This is a genomic window from Escherichia sp. KTE172, assembly GCF_000408845.1.
Lineage (GTDB): Bacteria > Pseudomonadota > Gammaproteobacteria > Enterobacterales > Enterobacteriaceae > Escherichia > Escherichia coli.
In genome coordinates this window covers 1,138,430-1,151,682 of record NZ_KE137316.1, presented here as the reverse complement: position 1 = coordinate 1,151,682, position 13,253 = coordinate 1,138,430, and the positions used below count along the sequence as shown (strand labels likewise).

Annotated in this window: 17 protein-coding genes; 12 read left to right on the top strand and 5 right to left on the bottom strand. The window is 46.3% G+C overall.

Annotated elements, in window-relative coordinates:
* Positions 1–23 precede the first annotated feature (23 nt).
* Positions 24–341 carry a protein YegR gene (yegR, locus tag G434_RS18000; RefSeq protein WP_001303579.1) on the top strand — a complete coding sequence of 106 codons (318 nt, stop codon included), beginning with the start codon at positions 24–26 and terminating at the stop codon, positions 339–341.
* Between the two features lie 263 nt (positions 342–604).
* Here the strand turns inward: yegR and G434_RS18005 are convergent, their stop codons facing one another.
* The gene (locus tag G434_RS18005; protein ID WP_000985256.1) at positions 605–1,618 is read right to left on the bottom strand and encodes a site-specific integrase; all 1,014 of its coding nucleotides are present in this window, start codon (positions 1,616–1,618) and stop codon (positions 605–607) included.
* Positions 1,619–1,733: 115 nt separating this feature from the next.
* Entirely contained in the window at positions 1,734–2,033 is a 300-nt protein-coding gene (locus tag G434_RS18010; protein WP_001306384.1) for a helix-turn-helix domain-containing protein, read from the bottom strand.
* 114 nt (positions 2,034–2,147) lie between these two features.
* On the opposite strand from G434_RS18010, the gene G434_RS18015 reads away from it, so the two are divergent.
* From G434_RS18015 to G434_RS18050, 11 genes are all read left to right on the top strand, one after another.
* Positions 2,148–2,423, top strand: coding sequence for a regulatory phage cox family protein (locus G434_RS18015; RefSeq protein ID WP_000043869.1), 276 nt, complete (start codon positions 2,148–2,150; stop codon positions 2,421–2,423).
* A 10-nt stretch (positions 2,424–2,433) separates the two neighbouring features.
* Complete coding sequence (locus G434_RS30300; protein ID WP_001005162.1) at positions 2,434–2,604, top strand: hypothetical protein; 171 nt, start codon at positions 2,434–2,436, stop codon at positions 2,602–2,604.
* Positions 2,601–3,101: a hypothetical protein gene (locus G434_RS18020; protein WP_016239056.1), complete on the top strand. Its 501-nt coding sequence runs from the start codon at positions 2,601–2,603 to the stop codon at positions 3,099–3,101. The genes G434_RS30300 and G434_RS18020 overlap by 4 nt, the downstream gene beginning before the upstream one ends.
* 63 nt (positions 3,102–3,164) lie before the next feature.
* Entirely contained in the window at positions 3,165–3,389 is a 225-nt protein-coding gene (locus tag G434_RS18025; protein ID WP_000557701.1) for a DUF2732 family protein, read from the top strand.
* Positions 3,389–3,691, top strand: coding sequence for a DUF5405 family protein (locus G434_RS18030; RefSeq protein ID WP_000458750.1), 303 nt, complete (start codon positions 3,389–3,391; stop codon positions 3,689–3,691). The genes G434_RS18025 and G434_RS18030 overlap by 1 nt, the downstream gene beginning before the upstream one ends.
* Positions 3,691–3,915 (top strand): TraR/DksA C4-type zinc finger protein, encoded by a 225-nt coding sequence (locus G434_RS18035; RefSeq protein WP_001113264.1) that lies wholly within the window; start codon positions 3,691–3,693, stop codon positions 3,913–3,915. The genes G434_RS18030 and G434_RS18035 overlap by 1 nt, the downstream gene beginning before the upstream one ends.
* Positions 3,912–4,187, top strand: coding sequence for a DUF5405 family protein (locus G434_RS18040; RefSeq protein ID WP_000027668.1), 276 nt, complete (start codon positions 3,912–3,914; stop codon positions 4,185–4,187). The genes G434_RS18035 and G434_RS18040 overlap by 4 nt, the downstream gene beginning before the upstream one ends.
* Positions 4,177–6,465 (top strand): replication endonuclease, encoded by a 2,289-nt coding sequence (locus G434_RS18045; RefSeq protein WP_016239055.1) that lies wholly within the window; start codon positions 4,177–4,179, stop codon positions 6,463–6,465. The genes G434_RS18040 and G434_RS18045 overlap by 11 nt, the downstream gene beginning before the upstream one ends.
* A gap of 416 nt (positions 6,466–6,881) precedes the next feature.
* Positions 6,882–7,037, top strand: a complete 156-nt coding sequence (locus G434_RS30295) for a hypothetical protein (protein WP_001754918.1) — start codon at positions 6,882–6,884, stop codon at positions 7,035–7,037.
* A 36-nt stretch (positions 7,038–7,073) separates the two neighbouring features.
* The gene (locus tag G434_RS27265; protein WP_016239054.1) at positions 7,074–7,394 is read left to right on the top strand and encodes a helix-turn-helix domain-containing protein; all 321 of its coding nucleotides are present in this window, start codon (positions 7,074–7,076) and stop codon (positions 7,392–7,394) included.
* Positions 7,360–8,310, top strand: coding sequence for a reverse transcriptase family protein (locus G434_RS18050; protein WP_023148839.1), 951 nt, complete (start codon positions 7,360–7,362; stop codon positions 8,308–8,310). The genes G434_RS27265 and G434_RS18050 overlap by 35 nt, the downstream gene beginning before the upstream one ends.
* A 108-nt stretch (positions 8,311–8,418) precedes the next feature.
* On the opposite strand, the gene G434_RS18055 is transcribed toward G434_RS18050, so the two are convergent.
* The 3 genes from G434_RS18055 to G434_RS18065 all read right to left on the bottom strand — a co-directional run bounded on the left by G434_RS18055 (position 8,419) and on the right by G434_RS18065 (position 13,102).
* Positions 8,419–9,783, bottom strand: coding sequence for an FRG domain-containing protein (locus G434_RS18055; RefSeq protein ID WP_016239053.1), 1,365 nt, complete (start codon positions 9,781–9,783; stop codon positions 8,419–8,421).
* A 512-nt stretch (positions 9,784–10,295) separates the two neighbouring features.
* Positions 10,296–11,330, bottom strand: a complete 1,035-nt coding sequence (locus tag G434_RS18060) for a phage portal protein (protein ID WP_000038161.1) — start codon at positions 11,328–11,330, stop codon at positions 10,296–10,298.
* Positions 11,330–13,102 carry a terminase ATPase subunit family protein gene (locus G434_RS18065; RefSeq protein ID WP_000156865.1) on the bottom strand — a complete coding sequence of 591 codons (1,773 nt, stop codon included), beginning with the start codon at positions 13,100–13,102 and terminating at the stop codon, positions 11,330–11,332. Before G434_RS18065 ends, G434_RS18060 begins: the two co-directional genes overlap by 1 nt.
* Positions 13,103–13,253: the final 151 nt, after the last annotated feature.

The following is a 13,253-nucleotide window of genomic DNA, read 5'->3' as shown; positions in this document are numbered from 1 at the left end:
GGTATTTAATGGGGGAAGGTAAGATGAAAAAGATAGCTGCTATATCATTAATTAGTGTTTTTCTTATGTCTGGGTGTGCTGTACATAATGATGAGACAAGTATCGGTAAATTTGGTCTTGCATATAAAAGTAATATTCAGCGTAAACTCGATAACCAATACTACACCGAAGCCGAAGCTTCTTTAGCCAGGGGCAGAATTTCTGGTGCAGAAAATATAGTAAAAAATGATGCAGCTCATTTCTGTGTTACTCAGGGCAAAAAAATGCAGATAGTTGACCTGAAGACAGAAGGTGCAGGATTACATGGCGTCGCTCGTCTGACATTCAAATGTGGAGAGTGAGAATATTTTTTGGTAAGCGTCAAACATGCGCGTTCTGGTTGTGCGTAGCCGGAATCTGTACGAGCACGATGCCGTTACGTGAAAGGCATCGTGTTATGAAGGGGGATTCTATCGATGTGGTCAATGGAAGACGGTGACCAGGATACGGCTTATGCATAAAAAATAAGCCCGTGTAAGGGAGATTTAGGGTGTCACCAGTAGGGGCTTTCAACGGTACAATGCGGGTTTGAGCGGCATAAATTACCACTGAAAGCCCTTAAACGTTACTCTACTGTGGACACTGTGTGGACACTCTCGGCCTCAGTACCACCTCTTAGCGGATTAAGAGAAATGGCGTCCTGAAGGTACTCTGGCGCAAAATGAGCGTAAACCATAGTTTGCTCAATCCGCGTGTGACCTAGTATCCGTTGTAGCGTGATAATACTTCCTCCATTAATCATGAAATGAGTGGCAAAGCTGTGCCTTAGTGCATGTGTGGCTTGCCCCATTGGCAAATCCGGTTTTATTGCTTTCATTGTTCGTCTGAAGCGAGGGTAATCAGCATCAGGGAATAAAAAACCTCGTTTGTTATCCGCGATCATTTTGGCAACAGCCTCTGAGATCGGGACGGTGCGTGGTTTGTTTGTTTTCGTTTTAACAAACGTGACGCGGTTATGGATGATATTTTCTGCTTTCAAACGAGCTGCTTCTCCCCAACGTGCTCCAGTACTCAGGCAAAGAATCGCAATCTTTTTGTTGTCGCCGTCAAGAGCAGCAAGCAGTAAGGCAATTTCTTCCTGCGTGAGATAGCCTGTGTCTGGTTTTTCCTCCTTAAGCCTTTTTGTCCCTCTGATAGGGTGCTCACCAAAGAATAACTCCGCTTCAATCAGGGCTGTAAACATGCCGCTAATACATGTTAAATCACGATTGATACTCGAAGGTTTAATACCCTGACTTCTTCGGGTGGCGCAGTACTGGCTGATAAGCGATTTCGTAATTTGAAATGCGCATGGGTCATTCGTTATTTTTGTGAAGATTTCAATTTTTCCAAGATTAGATTTCCCATGCTCTTCGTGTTTACCCTTTAAATCCCACCAGATCTGTGTCAGCTCCGACAGACGTCGCTTGTCTGTTGGTTTTGATAGCCATTCTTTATTGTGGTGGTTGTACAACGTGTATTTCTCGAAAGCGACAGCTTCGCTTTTCTTATCAAACTTCCTACGGATGCGTTTTCCATTACGTCCAGTAGGGCGGATGTCCACTTCATATCGACCATCATCGAGTTTTTTGATTGCCATCAGAAAACCCTCCGAGTGGTGTGTTTTTTTGCGACTACTAATCGCTTTTTTCGTGGTGGCTGAAATTTAGCCACCAATAGTAGGCACTTGTGATGAATATATTCACGATGAATTGTTAACCAGTCTTTTGACCGGAGTGGGGCGACGTTGTTTCGTTTTGCCCAAAGTGTGCGAGAGCGGGCGCAATTTGCCCGGACTCAGGAGCGATCTGATTGGTCATGAACCATAAAGTGTATTTGGTGAATTGTGGGGTCTGCAGGATGTTCATCATGACATCTGTTGGAGGTGTTGAACGACCACTTTCATAGTAACTCAGCGTGCCATACGGAACCCCTGTTAAATCAGCAAGTTGTTGTCTGCTCAAATACTCTGATTTTCGCATTAAGACTATCTTCTCGCTTATCGTGTTTGACATGGTGTTTAGATCTCAATAGTATTTAGTTTAGATGTAGATTGTTTAGTGCTTGGATGTGGGCACTAAAAGGCATTATAAGACATTAAACGCAATTCATGAGGGCTAGAGGACGACATGAGCAAGCAAGTAACACTCATGACTGATGCGATTCCTTATCAGGAGTTCGCAAAACTAATAGGAAAATCGACAGGAGCGGTTCGTCGGATGATCGATAAAGGAAAGCTGCCTGTAATTGATATGACCGATCCACAATCAGCTTCAGGTCGTGCAGGTGAATATTGGGTATACCTTCCGGCATGGAATAACGGACTAAAACTGGCTTATGAAAGCCGCCCTAAAGAGATTCGTGACGGCTGGTTGATGTGGTTAGGTCTCGGTGAACCACGTTAAGGAGAACCGTATGAATGAGCCTCGTTGTATTGCTCAGTTACTGCGTAACGAAAGCCCCAGGGCGATTGACTTCACCATCACCCACGGTAAGGGGCGTAAGGGAATCATTATCCGCACCAAAAAACAGAGTCCGTTAAAAAAGGCTCTGACCTTTCTGAAAAGCCGGAGGGTATGGAAATGACAGTGATGACGCTCAATCTCGTTGAAAAACAGCCAGCAGCTATGCGCCGGATAATTGGTAAGCATCTTGCCGTTCCTCGCTGGCAGGATACATGTGATTATTATAATCAGATGATGGAGCGCGAACGGTTAACGGTTTGCTTCCATGCTCAGTTAAAACAGCGTCACGCAACGATGTGTTTTGAAGAAATGAACGACGTCGAACGTGAACGACTGGTATGTGCAATTGATGAATTGCGTGGTGCATTCTCAAAACGCCGTCAGGTTGGCGCAAGTGAGTATGCATATATTAGTTTTTTAACAGTCAGTCAGCGTCGTACTTTATTTATGCATGCCGGATTGACTGAAAAAGAATTCAACCAGCCATACTGGCGAATTAATGAAGAGTCATGTTACTGGCGTGATGCTTTATTCCGTGCATTACGTGAATTATTCAGTCTGTTTGAGTATGCACCGATAATTCTGACGTCGGTAAAACCGGAGCAATATCTGCATTAAGTAATTAACCAGAGTTTTTAACGCACTTAATTGTGCGGGGCTTCTTTTTGCCTGGAGAAAGTTATGCATACAGTTTCTGAAAATCAGTGCGGTATATACGCATTACTGCTGCAACAGGCCAGAACCGAAGCACAGGCCGACGCTGCGACGCGCTTTTCTTCTCATCTTGATGCCATGATTCGCCACATCACAAAGGCGGAGTTATCCCGCGTGGAGATAGTCGAGCTGCTCAGTCAGGAGTCGGAAAAATTTCACAATATCGGATTGTCTCGCGGGGAGGTGCTTTGATGTTCTGTTCTCGTTCAGTTGTATTACTGAATAACGCCTTAAAAATCGCCGTTATGAAAAATGGCGATTTGTCTCTTATTCAACTTGGTCTTGATAAAGAAAAACGCGAAATAACTGAGTCTGTTATCGCGATTTATCAGAACGAATTAAACCTCCTGTCTGATGTGGTCAATTTACTTGTTAAACGCGCTGTGTTTCACAAGCAAATCTCCTCCGTGGATGAACTGACGAAATTAACGACAGAAATCGCCAGCTATTGCGCTGATGAATTTAAAAACCTTAACGACAAAAGGAACTGGTAATGCCGGACAACGTAGATTTTATTCAGGAACAACAGGCTGAATTACTGGAGCGCCAGATTAACGCGGCAAGGGTAAAACATTGCGGTGCTTCTGCGCTGGTTTGCGAAGAGTGTGACGCGCCAATACCTGCTGCCCGTCGTGCGGCTTACCCGTCAGCCACGCGTTGTGTTTCCTGTCAGTCAGTCTTTGAAGCAAAAAACAAACATTACCGGAGAACGGCATGAGTATTCGTATTGAAATTGGCGAACGTTATGTCGTTACCAGTGACAGCTTTCAGTTTATTCTCCACGAGAAAAAGAGAGCGGAAAGCGGTAAAAACGCCGGTCAGGAATGGCTGGCGGTGGTTGGTTATTACCCGAAATTAAGCCAGCTCGTTTCAGGCCTGATGCATCACGATATTCTGACCGGAAGCGCAAAGTCTTTTGCTGATTTAAACGTGCAGGTTGAGCAACTCAGCAAGCGTTGTTCAGAGGCTTTTGGCTCATATGGCCGTTAAAGCCTCCGGGCGTTTTGTCCCTCCGTCAGCATTTGCCGCAGGCACCGGTAAGGCGTTTACCGGTGCTTATGCATGGAACGCGCCACGCGAGGCTGTCGGGCGCGAAAGACCCCTTACACGTGACGAGATGCGTCAGGTGCAAGGTGTTTTATCCACGATTAACCGCCTGCCTTACTTTTTGCGCTCGCTGTTTACTTCACGCTATGACTACATCCGGCGCAATAAAAGCCCGGTGCACGGGTTTTATTTTCTCACATCCACTTTTCAGCGTCGTTTATGGCCGCGCATTGAGCGTGTGAATCAGCGCCATGAAATGAACACCGACGCGTCGTTGCTGTTTCTGGCAGAGCGTGACCATTATGCGCGTCTGCCGGGGATGAATGACAAGGAGCTGAAAAAGTTTGCCGCCCGTATCTCATCGCAGCTTTTCATGATGTATGAGGAACTCTGCGATGCCTGGGTGGATGCGCATGGCGAAAAAGAATCGCTGTTTACGGATGAGGCGCAGGCTCACCTCTATGGTCATGTTGCTGGTGCTGCACGTGCTTTCAATATTTCCCCTCTCTACTGGAAAAAATACCGTAAAGGGCAGATGACCACGAGGCAGGCATATTCTGCCATTGTCCGTCTGTTTAACGATGAGTGGTGGACCCATCAGCTTAAAGGCCAGCGTATGCGCTGGCATGAGGCGTTACTGATTGCTGTCGGGGAGGTCAATAAAGACCGTTCTCCTTATGCCAGTAAACATGCCATTCGTGATGTGCGTGCACGCCGCCAGGCAAATCTGGAATTTCTTAAATCGTGTGATCTCGAAAACAGGGAAACCGGCGAGCGCATCGACCTTATCAGTAAGGTGATGGGCAGTATTTCTAATCCTGAAATTCGCCGGATGGAGCTGATGAACACCATTGCCGGTATTGAGCGTTACGCCGCAGCAGAGGGTGATGTGGGGATGTTTATCACGCTGACCGCGCCGTCAAAGTATCACCCGACACGTCAGGTCAGAAAAGGCGAAAGTAAAACCGTCCAGCTAAATCACGGCTGGAACGATGAGGCATTTAATCCAAAGGATGCGCAGCGTTATCTCTGCCGTATCTGGAGCCTGATGCGCACGGCATTCAAGGATAATGATTTACAGGTCTACGGTTTGCGTGTCGTCGAGCCACACCACGACGGAACGCCGCACTGGCATATGATGCTTTTTTGTAATCCGCGCCAGCGTAACCAGATTATCGAAATCATGCGTCGCTATGCGCTCAAAGAGGATGGCGACGAAAGAGGAGCCGCGCGAAACCGTTTTCAGGCAAAACATCTTAACCGGGGCGGTGCTGCGGGATATATCGCGAAATACATTTCAAAAAACATCGACGGCTATGCACTGGATGGTCAGCTCGATAACGACACCGGCAGGCCGCTGAAAGACACTGCAGCGGCTGTTAGCGCATGGGCGTCAACGTGGCGCATCCCGCAATTTAAAACGGTTGGCCTGCCGACAATGGGGGCTTACCGTGAACTACGCAAATTGCCGCGCGGCGTCAGCATTGCTGATGAGTTTGACGAGCGCGTCGAGGCTGCACGCGCCGCCGCAGACAGTGGTGATTTTGCGTTGTATATCAGCGCGCAGGGTGGGGCAAATGTCCCGCGCGATTGTCAGACTGTCAGAGTCGCCCGTATCCCGTCGGATGACGTTAACGAGTACGAGGAAGAAGTCGAGAGAGTGGTCGGCATTTACGCGCCGCATCTCGGCGCGCGTCATATTCATATCACCAGAACGACGGACTGGCGCATTGTGCCGAAAGTTCCGGTCGTTGAGCCTTTGACTTTAAAAAGCGGCATCGCCGCGCCTCGGAGTCCTGTCAATAACTGTGGAAAACTCACCGGTGGTGATACTTCGTTACCGGTTCCCACACCTTCTGAGCACGCCGCAGCAGTGCTTAATCTGGTTGATGACGGTGTTATCGAATGGAGTGACCCGGAGGTCGTGAGGGCGCTCAGAGGTGCATTAAAACACGGTCGGAGAACGCCAAATCGTCAGCAAAGAAACGGAAGCCCGTTAAAACCACATGAAATTGCACCATCGGCCAGACTGGCCCGGTCGGAACGAATGCAAATTACCCGTATCCGCGTTGACCTTGCTCAGAACGGTATCAGGCCGCAGCGATGGGAGCTTGAGGCGCTGGCGCGTGGCGCGACCGTAAATTATGACGGGAAAAAATTCACGTATCCGGTCGCTGATGAGTGGTTCGGATTTCAAGATGAAGTGTCATTTTTTATATAAAAAACGTTAAAATTCAATGCAATGAAGGCATAGAGGAGGTCGCTTTAATATGTTTTATGTTTAATATTTATTAATTGTTTATTTAATATAAAAAAATATTATATATAGGGAGATCAAATACAACGGTTTACTTGTTATGATGCAAACATTGGTTAGTTAGTGAGATACATCGCCATCAATTGGGTAACTTTACCCGTGGAAAGTTAACGCTTTCTAACATTTACCCCGCGCAACGCCCCTGCCAGCGACAAGAGTCACAGGATCAGGCGGTATGGCGTATGGGTATTCGAACCCTTTGGGCGACCAAGGGTTCGTGGAGCAGGGGGCTAGTGCTGTTCAATCTCATCCTTATGAGGGCGAACCATAGTGTTGGAGCAGACATATCGTTTGCACACTATGGGCATAAGGAGCAAATCATGAAGAATGATAAATTAACCAACGAACAGCAGGCGCAGAACAAGTCAAACCTGAAAAAGTGGGCTGGTTATGTTTGGAAATTAATCAAATGGGGTATTAGACTGTTTGATTTAGCCACTCGAGCACTGGACTACTTTGAAGGGGGTGATGAGTAATGCGTCCTCCCTAGTTTCAATAGCATGGAGTTGCCTATGTTACACAGAGCCCTTCGTTTAATAAGGCAATACCATAAAGAGTCATTGGTTGATTTATCAACATCTTTAGGTATTCCAAAAGAAAAAATAGTAGAACTCGAAAGTGGGGTTTGGTCGCCTACAATTGATGTTTTACAGCGTTACGCCTCCCATTTCGATATGCCGGTATCTTCTTTAGTATTTTTTTCAGAATCGTTAGGTACGCAGGGGCGTTTATCTAAGCGTTTCCGTTTAAATTTAGCTGGTAAAGTATTAGATGTTATTGAGTGGGCGAATAAGAAAAATGAAAAGACGAATAAAACTCAAAATTTCCACTAAAAATAAATCTTACGATATAATTGATTCGCCGTTTTATAAAATGAGAAGTAAAAGGAAATTGGCTTCTTTATTGGGGGTTGATGTAGGGGATTTATCAACCTTAAAAAAAGATGAAGGCAATTATTCTATTTTTGAACAGTTATCTAAAAACGGAAAGCCACGTAAGATACAAAAACCATTAGAAAAATTAGATGTGGTGCATACTCGTATTGCAAGTCTGCTATCGCGAATTACCTTGCCAGATTATCTACATTCTGGAAAGAAGGGATGTTCTAATGTTACTAATGCTAAAATCCACCTTAATAATGAAAGGTTGATGACAACCGACATCAGGGCTTTTTTTCCATCAACTACTAGAGAAATGATATTTTCATTCTTTTTTTCTGTTATGAAGATGTCATCTGATGTTGCGGATGTATTATCGTATATATGTACTTGCTATGGGCGTTTGCCTACAGGTAGCAGGATTAGTATGCCTCTTGCATATTTTGCAAATTCAAGAATGTTCGGAGAAATACACCAACTTTGTAATAAACTACACGTAAATATGTCTGTTTATGTTGATGATCTAACTTTTTCAGGACAAAACGTTAATAGACTATTTTGTTCAGTGATTCGCAAAATAATAAATAAGCATGGTCATGTGATGCATGCGGATAAAACAAAAATTTATAGTAGAGAAAAGCCTAAGTTGGTAACAGGTGTTATTGTTTTGGGCGGTTCTTTAAAAGTCAGGAATAAGCAGCATCTTTTAATGTCTCAAGAAATTGAATATTGGAAAATGATAAAGGATGCAGCGTGTGCAAGAGAAACTCATACTGCCAAAAAGTTATTTGGACGATTGCATTCTATGGGGGTAATTGAACAACGTTATAGATCAAAGGTGCTTACATTAAAAGCAAGTACTGCACTTTAATACAGGTTCCTGTAAGTGATTATATTGTTCTTAAGATACTTACTGATGTTATTTCCCCGTAGCCTTAATTTCTGCGGGGAAGTATGGAGATATTTTGGTTATGGAATGCTAATTTTTTAATGTGTATTTTTCTGTGATTAGTTTCATTGTTCTTTCCAATCCTAAATATACAGTGGCATCAGTAATATTGAGCACGGCAAGTTCTTTTAAAATTTTCTTTTTGTCTCTGATGTTTATTTTTTCTGTCTTAAAGTTGTATGGTGAATTATCTGCCTGATCGTTGGATATCTCAGGAAAAACGGCGTTATTACCGAATAATAAAAAGGCACCGGATTGAGATGATATTCTTTCATTATTTATCCTGCTTTTTACAAAAATTATCTTTTCCAAATCATCTGGATTTATTATGCTTTGAAAATATGGTTTTTCATGCTTTATGGATTCTAAGAGTTTAAGGCAAGCATGAGAGTTGTTAAAATCATTATTTCTTTCTTCGAAAGAAAGCTTGTCTTTCATGTCTTTTGATAGCATGCATAAATTAGATATGCAACTGACAGTGTCGGAATCGAAAAATTTAATGTTCTCTCTGTGTGTTTTAAATATTATTACTTGACCATCGATATCGTTTTTGTCGGAATTTATACTACTGCATGCAAAATAAAGTGCAATTAATGGATTTGATGTGATGTCAAGTAAGCGAGTAGGTATGCCATAATGTTGCATTCTTACAAGTTTATCAAGCATTGATGTATCATCAATGAATTCTGAGGGTCTTGCGCTCAATGCTTCTTTAACAAGGTTGATTTCATTATGTAGAAATTTATAGTTCCCATTTTCATATTTTCTGAAAAGAGATGGTGCAAGTTCATAAGATGAATCTGAATGACCCCTGTAAAAAATCTCCTCATCCATATCTGCTGTTATATGGAGAACTTTTTCAATAAATTCTTGTAAACTATTTACGGTTAATAATGTGCTATCTTCGTCTGGGAGAGGCGCTGGACTGCTATCCACTTGTGCATTTTGGTTAATACCAAATGTCTTAAGGATATCATCTATATTTTTGTCTTTTATGGCCCAGTGTGTTCTTTTAAGGCCATAAGTTCCGAGTTCTAAACTGCTTTCAACACTTTTGGCGTCTGATATTTTGATTTCATTGTGTGTATGGGTGATTGCAAATTGGAAGTTGATTTCTTTTCCCTTAATGTGAATATTTGAAATTCTTCCAATTCGTATGTCGACATAATAAGGTTTTGCTCCCTCTATTTGATAAGCTTCACTCATGAATATTGTTGGGAGTTTTTCAAGATAAGATAGTACATTGCTGCTTAATGGGGATAGTTTTTTGCGAATACCATCGGAGGTGTTTTCAAACATTCGTGATAAAAGAAATGAGAATTCTCCATTATTTTGGCTGAATGGTTTCCAGTGGTCGTAGTGGTCGGGAAAACCACCCATAATTAAATTAATCATAATTACCTGTTCATCTGATGTAGGTGTAGGAATGCTTGTTGTTTGTTATGGTAATGTTAACGCTTGTTGGTGGCAACTACTATTACTACTTGCTGTTAGAGCTAAGACATTTTTTGATTGCTTGTAATGATAGCGAGCCTTTAACTAACTGGGATTTTGAAAAAATAAATGAATTGTCAATTTCCTGAGATTTTTATTACTGCATTCATTAAGTGCATTTTTTTGCGTGTGTTAGTTGCCATGCTTTTCCATGTTTGTTACCAGTGTTGATGCGGTTACTGTGTTTTAATGCAATTGCATTAAAAGCGCCCTATGAAGCGGGCGGGCGAGGCGGGGAAAGCACTGCGCGCTGGCGGTGGTGCGGATTTTATTTTTTCAGCGTCTGAGCGCGTCGTGAAGGCGTTTACTTGGCCTGCTAGGGCGTTGGTGTGTCTGCGGGGTGTTTTGTGCGGTGGTGAGCGTGTGAGGGCGTGATGACGGGGTGTAAAAAAGCCGCCCGCAGGCGGCGATGTTCAGCCGTTGTCAGTGTCCAGTGAGTAGTTTTTAAAGCGGATGACCTCCTGGCCGAGCCAGCCGTTTATTTCCCGAATCCTGTCCTGTAACGGGATTAGCTCATTGCGGACAAAGACCTTTGCCACTTTCTCAATATCACCCAGTGACCCGACGTTCTCCGGCTTGCCACCCATCAACTGAAAGGGGATGCGGTGTGCGTCCAGCAGGTCAGCGGCGCTGGCTTTTTTGATATTAAAAAAATCGTCCTTCGTCGCCACTTCACTGAGCGGGATAATTTTAATGCCGTCGGCTTTCCCCTGCGGGGCATAGAGAAACAGGTTTTTAAAGTTGTTGCGGCCTTTCGACTTCACCATGTTTTCGCGAAGCATTTCGATATCGTTGCGATCCTGCACGGCATCGGTGACGTACATGATGTATCCGGCATGTGCGCCATTTTCGTAATACTTGCGGCGGAACAGCGTGGCCGACTCATTCAGCCAGGCAGAGTTAAGGGCGCTGAGATATTCCGGCAGGCCGTACAGCTCCTGATTAATATCCGGCTCCAGCAGGTGAAACACGGAGCCGGGCGCGAAGGCTGTCGGCTCGTTGAAGGACGGCACCCACCAGTAAACATCCTCCTCCACGCCACGGCGGGTATATTTTGCCGGTGAGGTTTCCAGTCTGATGACCTTACCGGTGGTGCTGTAACGCTTTTCCAGAAACGCATTACCGAACACCAGAAAATCCAGCACAAAGCGGCTGAAATCCTGCTGGGAAAGCCACGGGTGCGGGATAAACGTTGAAGCCAGAATATTACGTTTGACGTAAATCGGTGAGCTGTGATGCACGGCAGCACGCAGGCTTTTTGCCAGACCGGTAAAGCTGACCGGCGGCTCATACCATCTGCCGTTACTGATACATTCGACGTAATCCAGAATGTCACGGCGGTCGAGCACCGGCACCGGCTCACCAAAGGTGAATGCCTCCATTTTCGGGGCGCTGGCGGTCATTTTTTTTGCCGCAGGTTGCGGTGTTTTCCCTTTTTTCTTGCTCATCAGTAAAACTCCAGAATGGTGGATGTCAGCGGGGTGCTGATACCGGCGGTGAGTGGCTCATTTAACAGGGCGTGCATGGTCGCCCAGGCGAGGTCGGCGTGGCTGGCTTCCTCGCTGCGGCTGGCCTCATAAGTGGCGCTGCGTCCGCTGCTGGTCATGGTCTTGCGGATAGCCATAAACGAGCTGGTGATGTCGGTGGCGCTGACGTCATATTCCAGACAGCCACGGCGGATAACGTCTTTTGCCTTGAGCACCATTGCGGTTTTCATTTCCGGTGTGTAGCGGATATCGCGCGCGGCGGGATAGAACGAGCGCACGAGCTGGAACACGCCGACACCGAGGCCGGTGGCATCAATACCGATGTATTCGACGTTGTATTTTTCGGTGAGTTTGCGGATGGATTCAGCCTGAGTGGCAAAGTCCATGCCTTTCCACTGGTGACGCTCAAGTATTCTGAATTTGCCACCGGCCACCACCGGCGGTGCCAGCACCACGCATCCGGCACTGTCGCCACGGTGTGACGGGTCGTAACCAATCCATACCGGGCGGGAGCCGAACGGATTGGCGGCAAAGGGTGCATAGTCTTCCCATTCTTCCAGCGTGTCGACCATGCAGCGTTGCAGCTCCTCGAACGGGAACACCGACGCCTTGTCGTCAACAAATTCACACATGAACAGGTTTTTAAAATCGTCGGCGCTGTTTTCACGTTTGAGCTGCTCAATGTCGAACAGTGTGCAGCCGCCTTTCAGGGCGTCCTCAATGGTGACAATCTGCCGCCACTGGCCGTCCGCACAGAGAAGCCCGCTGGCAAGGGCGTTATGACTGACGTCGATTTCCACACGTTCGGCGGCGCTGGCACGTCCCCGGTTGAACAGTTCACCTGACCAGAACGGGTAGGCGTCGTGCGCCAGCGTGGACGGGGTGGAGAAATAGGTCGAGCGCAGGTGACTCTGTGAGGCCATACCTGATGCCACCTTACGCAGTACCTGAAAATTCGGGATCCAGAAAATCTCATCGACGTACAGGTCGCCGTTATGGCTCTGCGCGGTGTTGGAGTTGGTGCCGAGAAAAATCAGTTTTGCGCCGTTATTGCCCAGGACAATCGGGTCACCGGTAAGGTCAACGTCCACCAGACGGGCAAAGGCGATGATGTATTCGCGGAACACATACGCCTGCGTTTTACTGGCCGACAGAAAAATCTGGTTATGACCGGTTTTCAGGGCGCGCAGCAGTGCCTCGCGGGAAAAATAAAACGTCGCGCCAATCTGGCGGGATTTCAGGATATCGCGGATGCGGTGCTCAAGCCCGGCGCGATACCAGTGCAACTGATAGTCGAAAGACTGCTCAAAGAAAATCTGCTCCAGCTTTTCGATGGCTTCGTCACTGAAAAAATTCTTTTTCGGTTTGCGACGCCCGCCTTTGTTGCGGTTAGCGACGTTCGGATTAAGGTCTGCCTCGTTGCCGGTCTGGCTGTAGCGGTTTACCCGTGCCAGTCGTTCAATCTGGCGTCCCAGCAGGTCAATTTCCTTGAAGTCACCGCCGGTTTTCTGCGGTTTGATGATGAGCTGGGTCAGCCGCGCTTCCAGGCTCATTTCGACACGGCTGATGGGGGCAACGCTGTCCCAGCCGTCGCGCTGTTTCCAGCTCTGCACCGTCGGGCGTTTCATCTGCAACATGGCGGCAATCTGCGGCACGGAAAACCCCTGCCAGTACAGCAGCGCCGCCTGACGACGCGGGTCGTGTAAAAGAGTGGTGTCTGTGGTGATGGTCATGAATACCTCGCCGTGATGAATACACGGCAAGGCTACTGAGTCGCGCCCCGCGATTCGCTAAGGTGCTGTTGTGTCAGTGATAAGCCATCCGGGACTGATGGCGGAGGATGCGTATCGTCGGGAAACTGATGCCGACATGTGACTCCTCTAA

Excerpts from the sequence above, each read along its gene's own strand:
- G434_RS18025 (WP_000557701.1), top strand. The coding sequence starts at position 3,165 with ATGCATACAGTTTCTGAAAATCAGTGCGGTATATACGCATTACTGCTG.
- G434_RS18060 (WP_000038161.1), bottom strand. The coding sequence starts at position 11,330 with ATGAGCAAGAAAAAAGGGAAAACACCGCAACCTGCGGCAAAAAAAATG.
- G434_RS18005 (WP_000985256.1), bottom strand. The coding sequence starts at position 1,618 with ATGGCAATCAAAAAACTCGATGATGGTCGATATGAAGTGGACATCCGC.
- G434_RS30295 (WP_001754918.1), top strand. The coding sequence starts at position 6,882 with ATGAAGAATGATAAATTAACCAACGAACAGCAGGCGCAGAACAAGTCA.
- G434_RS18040 (WP_000027668.1), top strand. The coding sequence starts at position 3,912 with ATGAGTATTCGTATTGAAATTGGCGAACGTTATGTCGTTACCAGTGAC.
- G434_RS18055 (WP_016239053.1), bottom strand. The coding sequence starts at position 9,783 with ATGATTAATTTAATTATGGGTGGTTTTCCCGACCACTACGACCACTGG.
- G434_RS18015 (WP_000043869.1), top strand. The coding sequence starts at position 2,148 with ATGAGCAAGCAAGTAACACTCATGACTGATGCGATTCCTTATCAGGAG.
- G434_RS30300 (WP_001005162.1), top strand. The coding sequence starts at position 2,434 with ATGAATGAGCCTCGTTGTATTGCTCAGTTACTGCGTAACGAAAGCCCC.
- G434_RS18045 (WP_016239055.1), top strand. The coding sequence starts at position 4,177 with ATGGCCGTTAAAGCCTCCGGGCGTTTTGTCCCTCCGTCAGCATTTGCC.
- G434_RS18065 (WP_000156865.1), bottom strand. The coding sequence starts at position 13,102 with ATGACCATCACCACAGACACCACTCTTTTACACGACCCGCGTCGTCAG.
- G434_RS18010 (WP_001306384.1), bottom strand. The coding sequence starts at position 2,033 with ATGTCAAACACGATAAGCGAGAAGATAGTCTTAATGCGAAAATCAGAG.
- G434_RS18020 (WP_016239056.1), top strand. The coding sequence starts at position 2,601 with ATGACAGTGATGACGCTCAATCTCGTTGAAAAACAGCCAGCAGCTATG.
- G434_RS18030 (WP_000458750.1), top strand. The coding sequence starts at position 3,389 with ATGTTCTGTTCTCGTTCAGTTGTATTACTGAATAACGCCTTAAAAATC.
- G434_RS18035 (WP_001113264.1), top strand. The coding sequence starts at position 3,691 with ATGCCGGACAACGTAGATTTTATTCAGGAACAACAGGCTGAATTACTG.
- yegR (WP_001303579.1), top strand. The coding sequence starts at position 24 with ATGAAAAAGATAGCTGCTATATCATTAATTAGTGTTTTTCTTATGTCT.
- G434_RS27265 (WP_016239054.1), top strand. The coding sequence starts at position 7,074 with ATGTTACACAGAGCCCTTCGTTTAATAAGGCAATACCATAAAGAGTCA.
- G434_RS18050 (WP_023148839.1), top strand. The coding sequence starts at position 7,360 with ATGAAAAGACGAATAAAACTCAAAATTTCCACTAAAAATAAATCTTAC.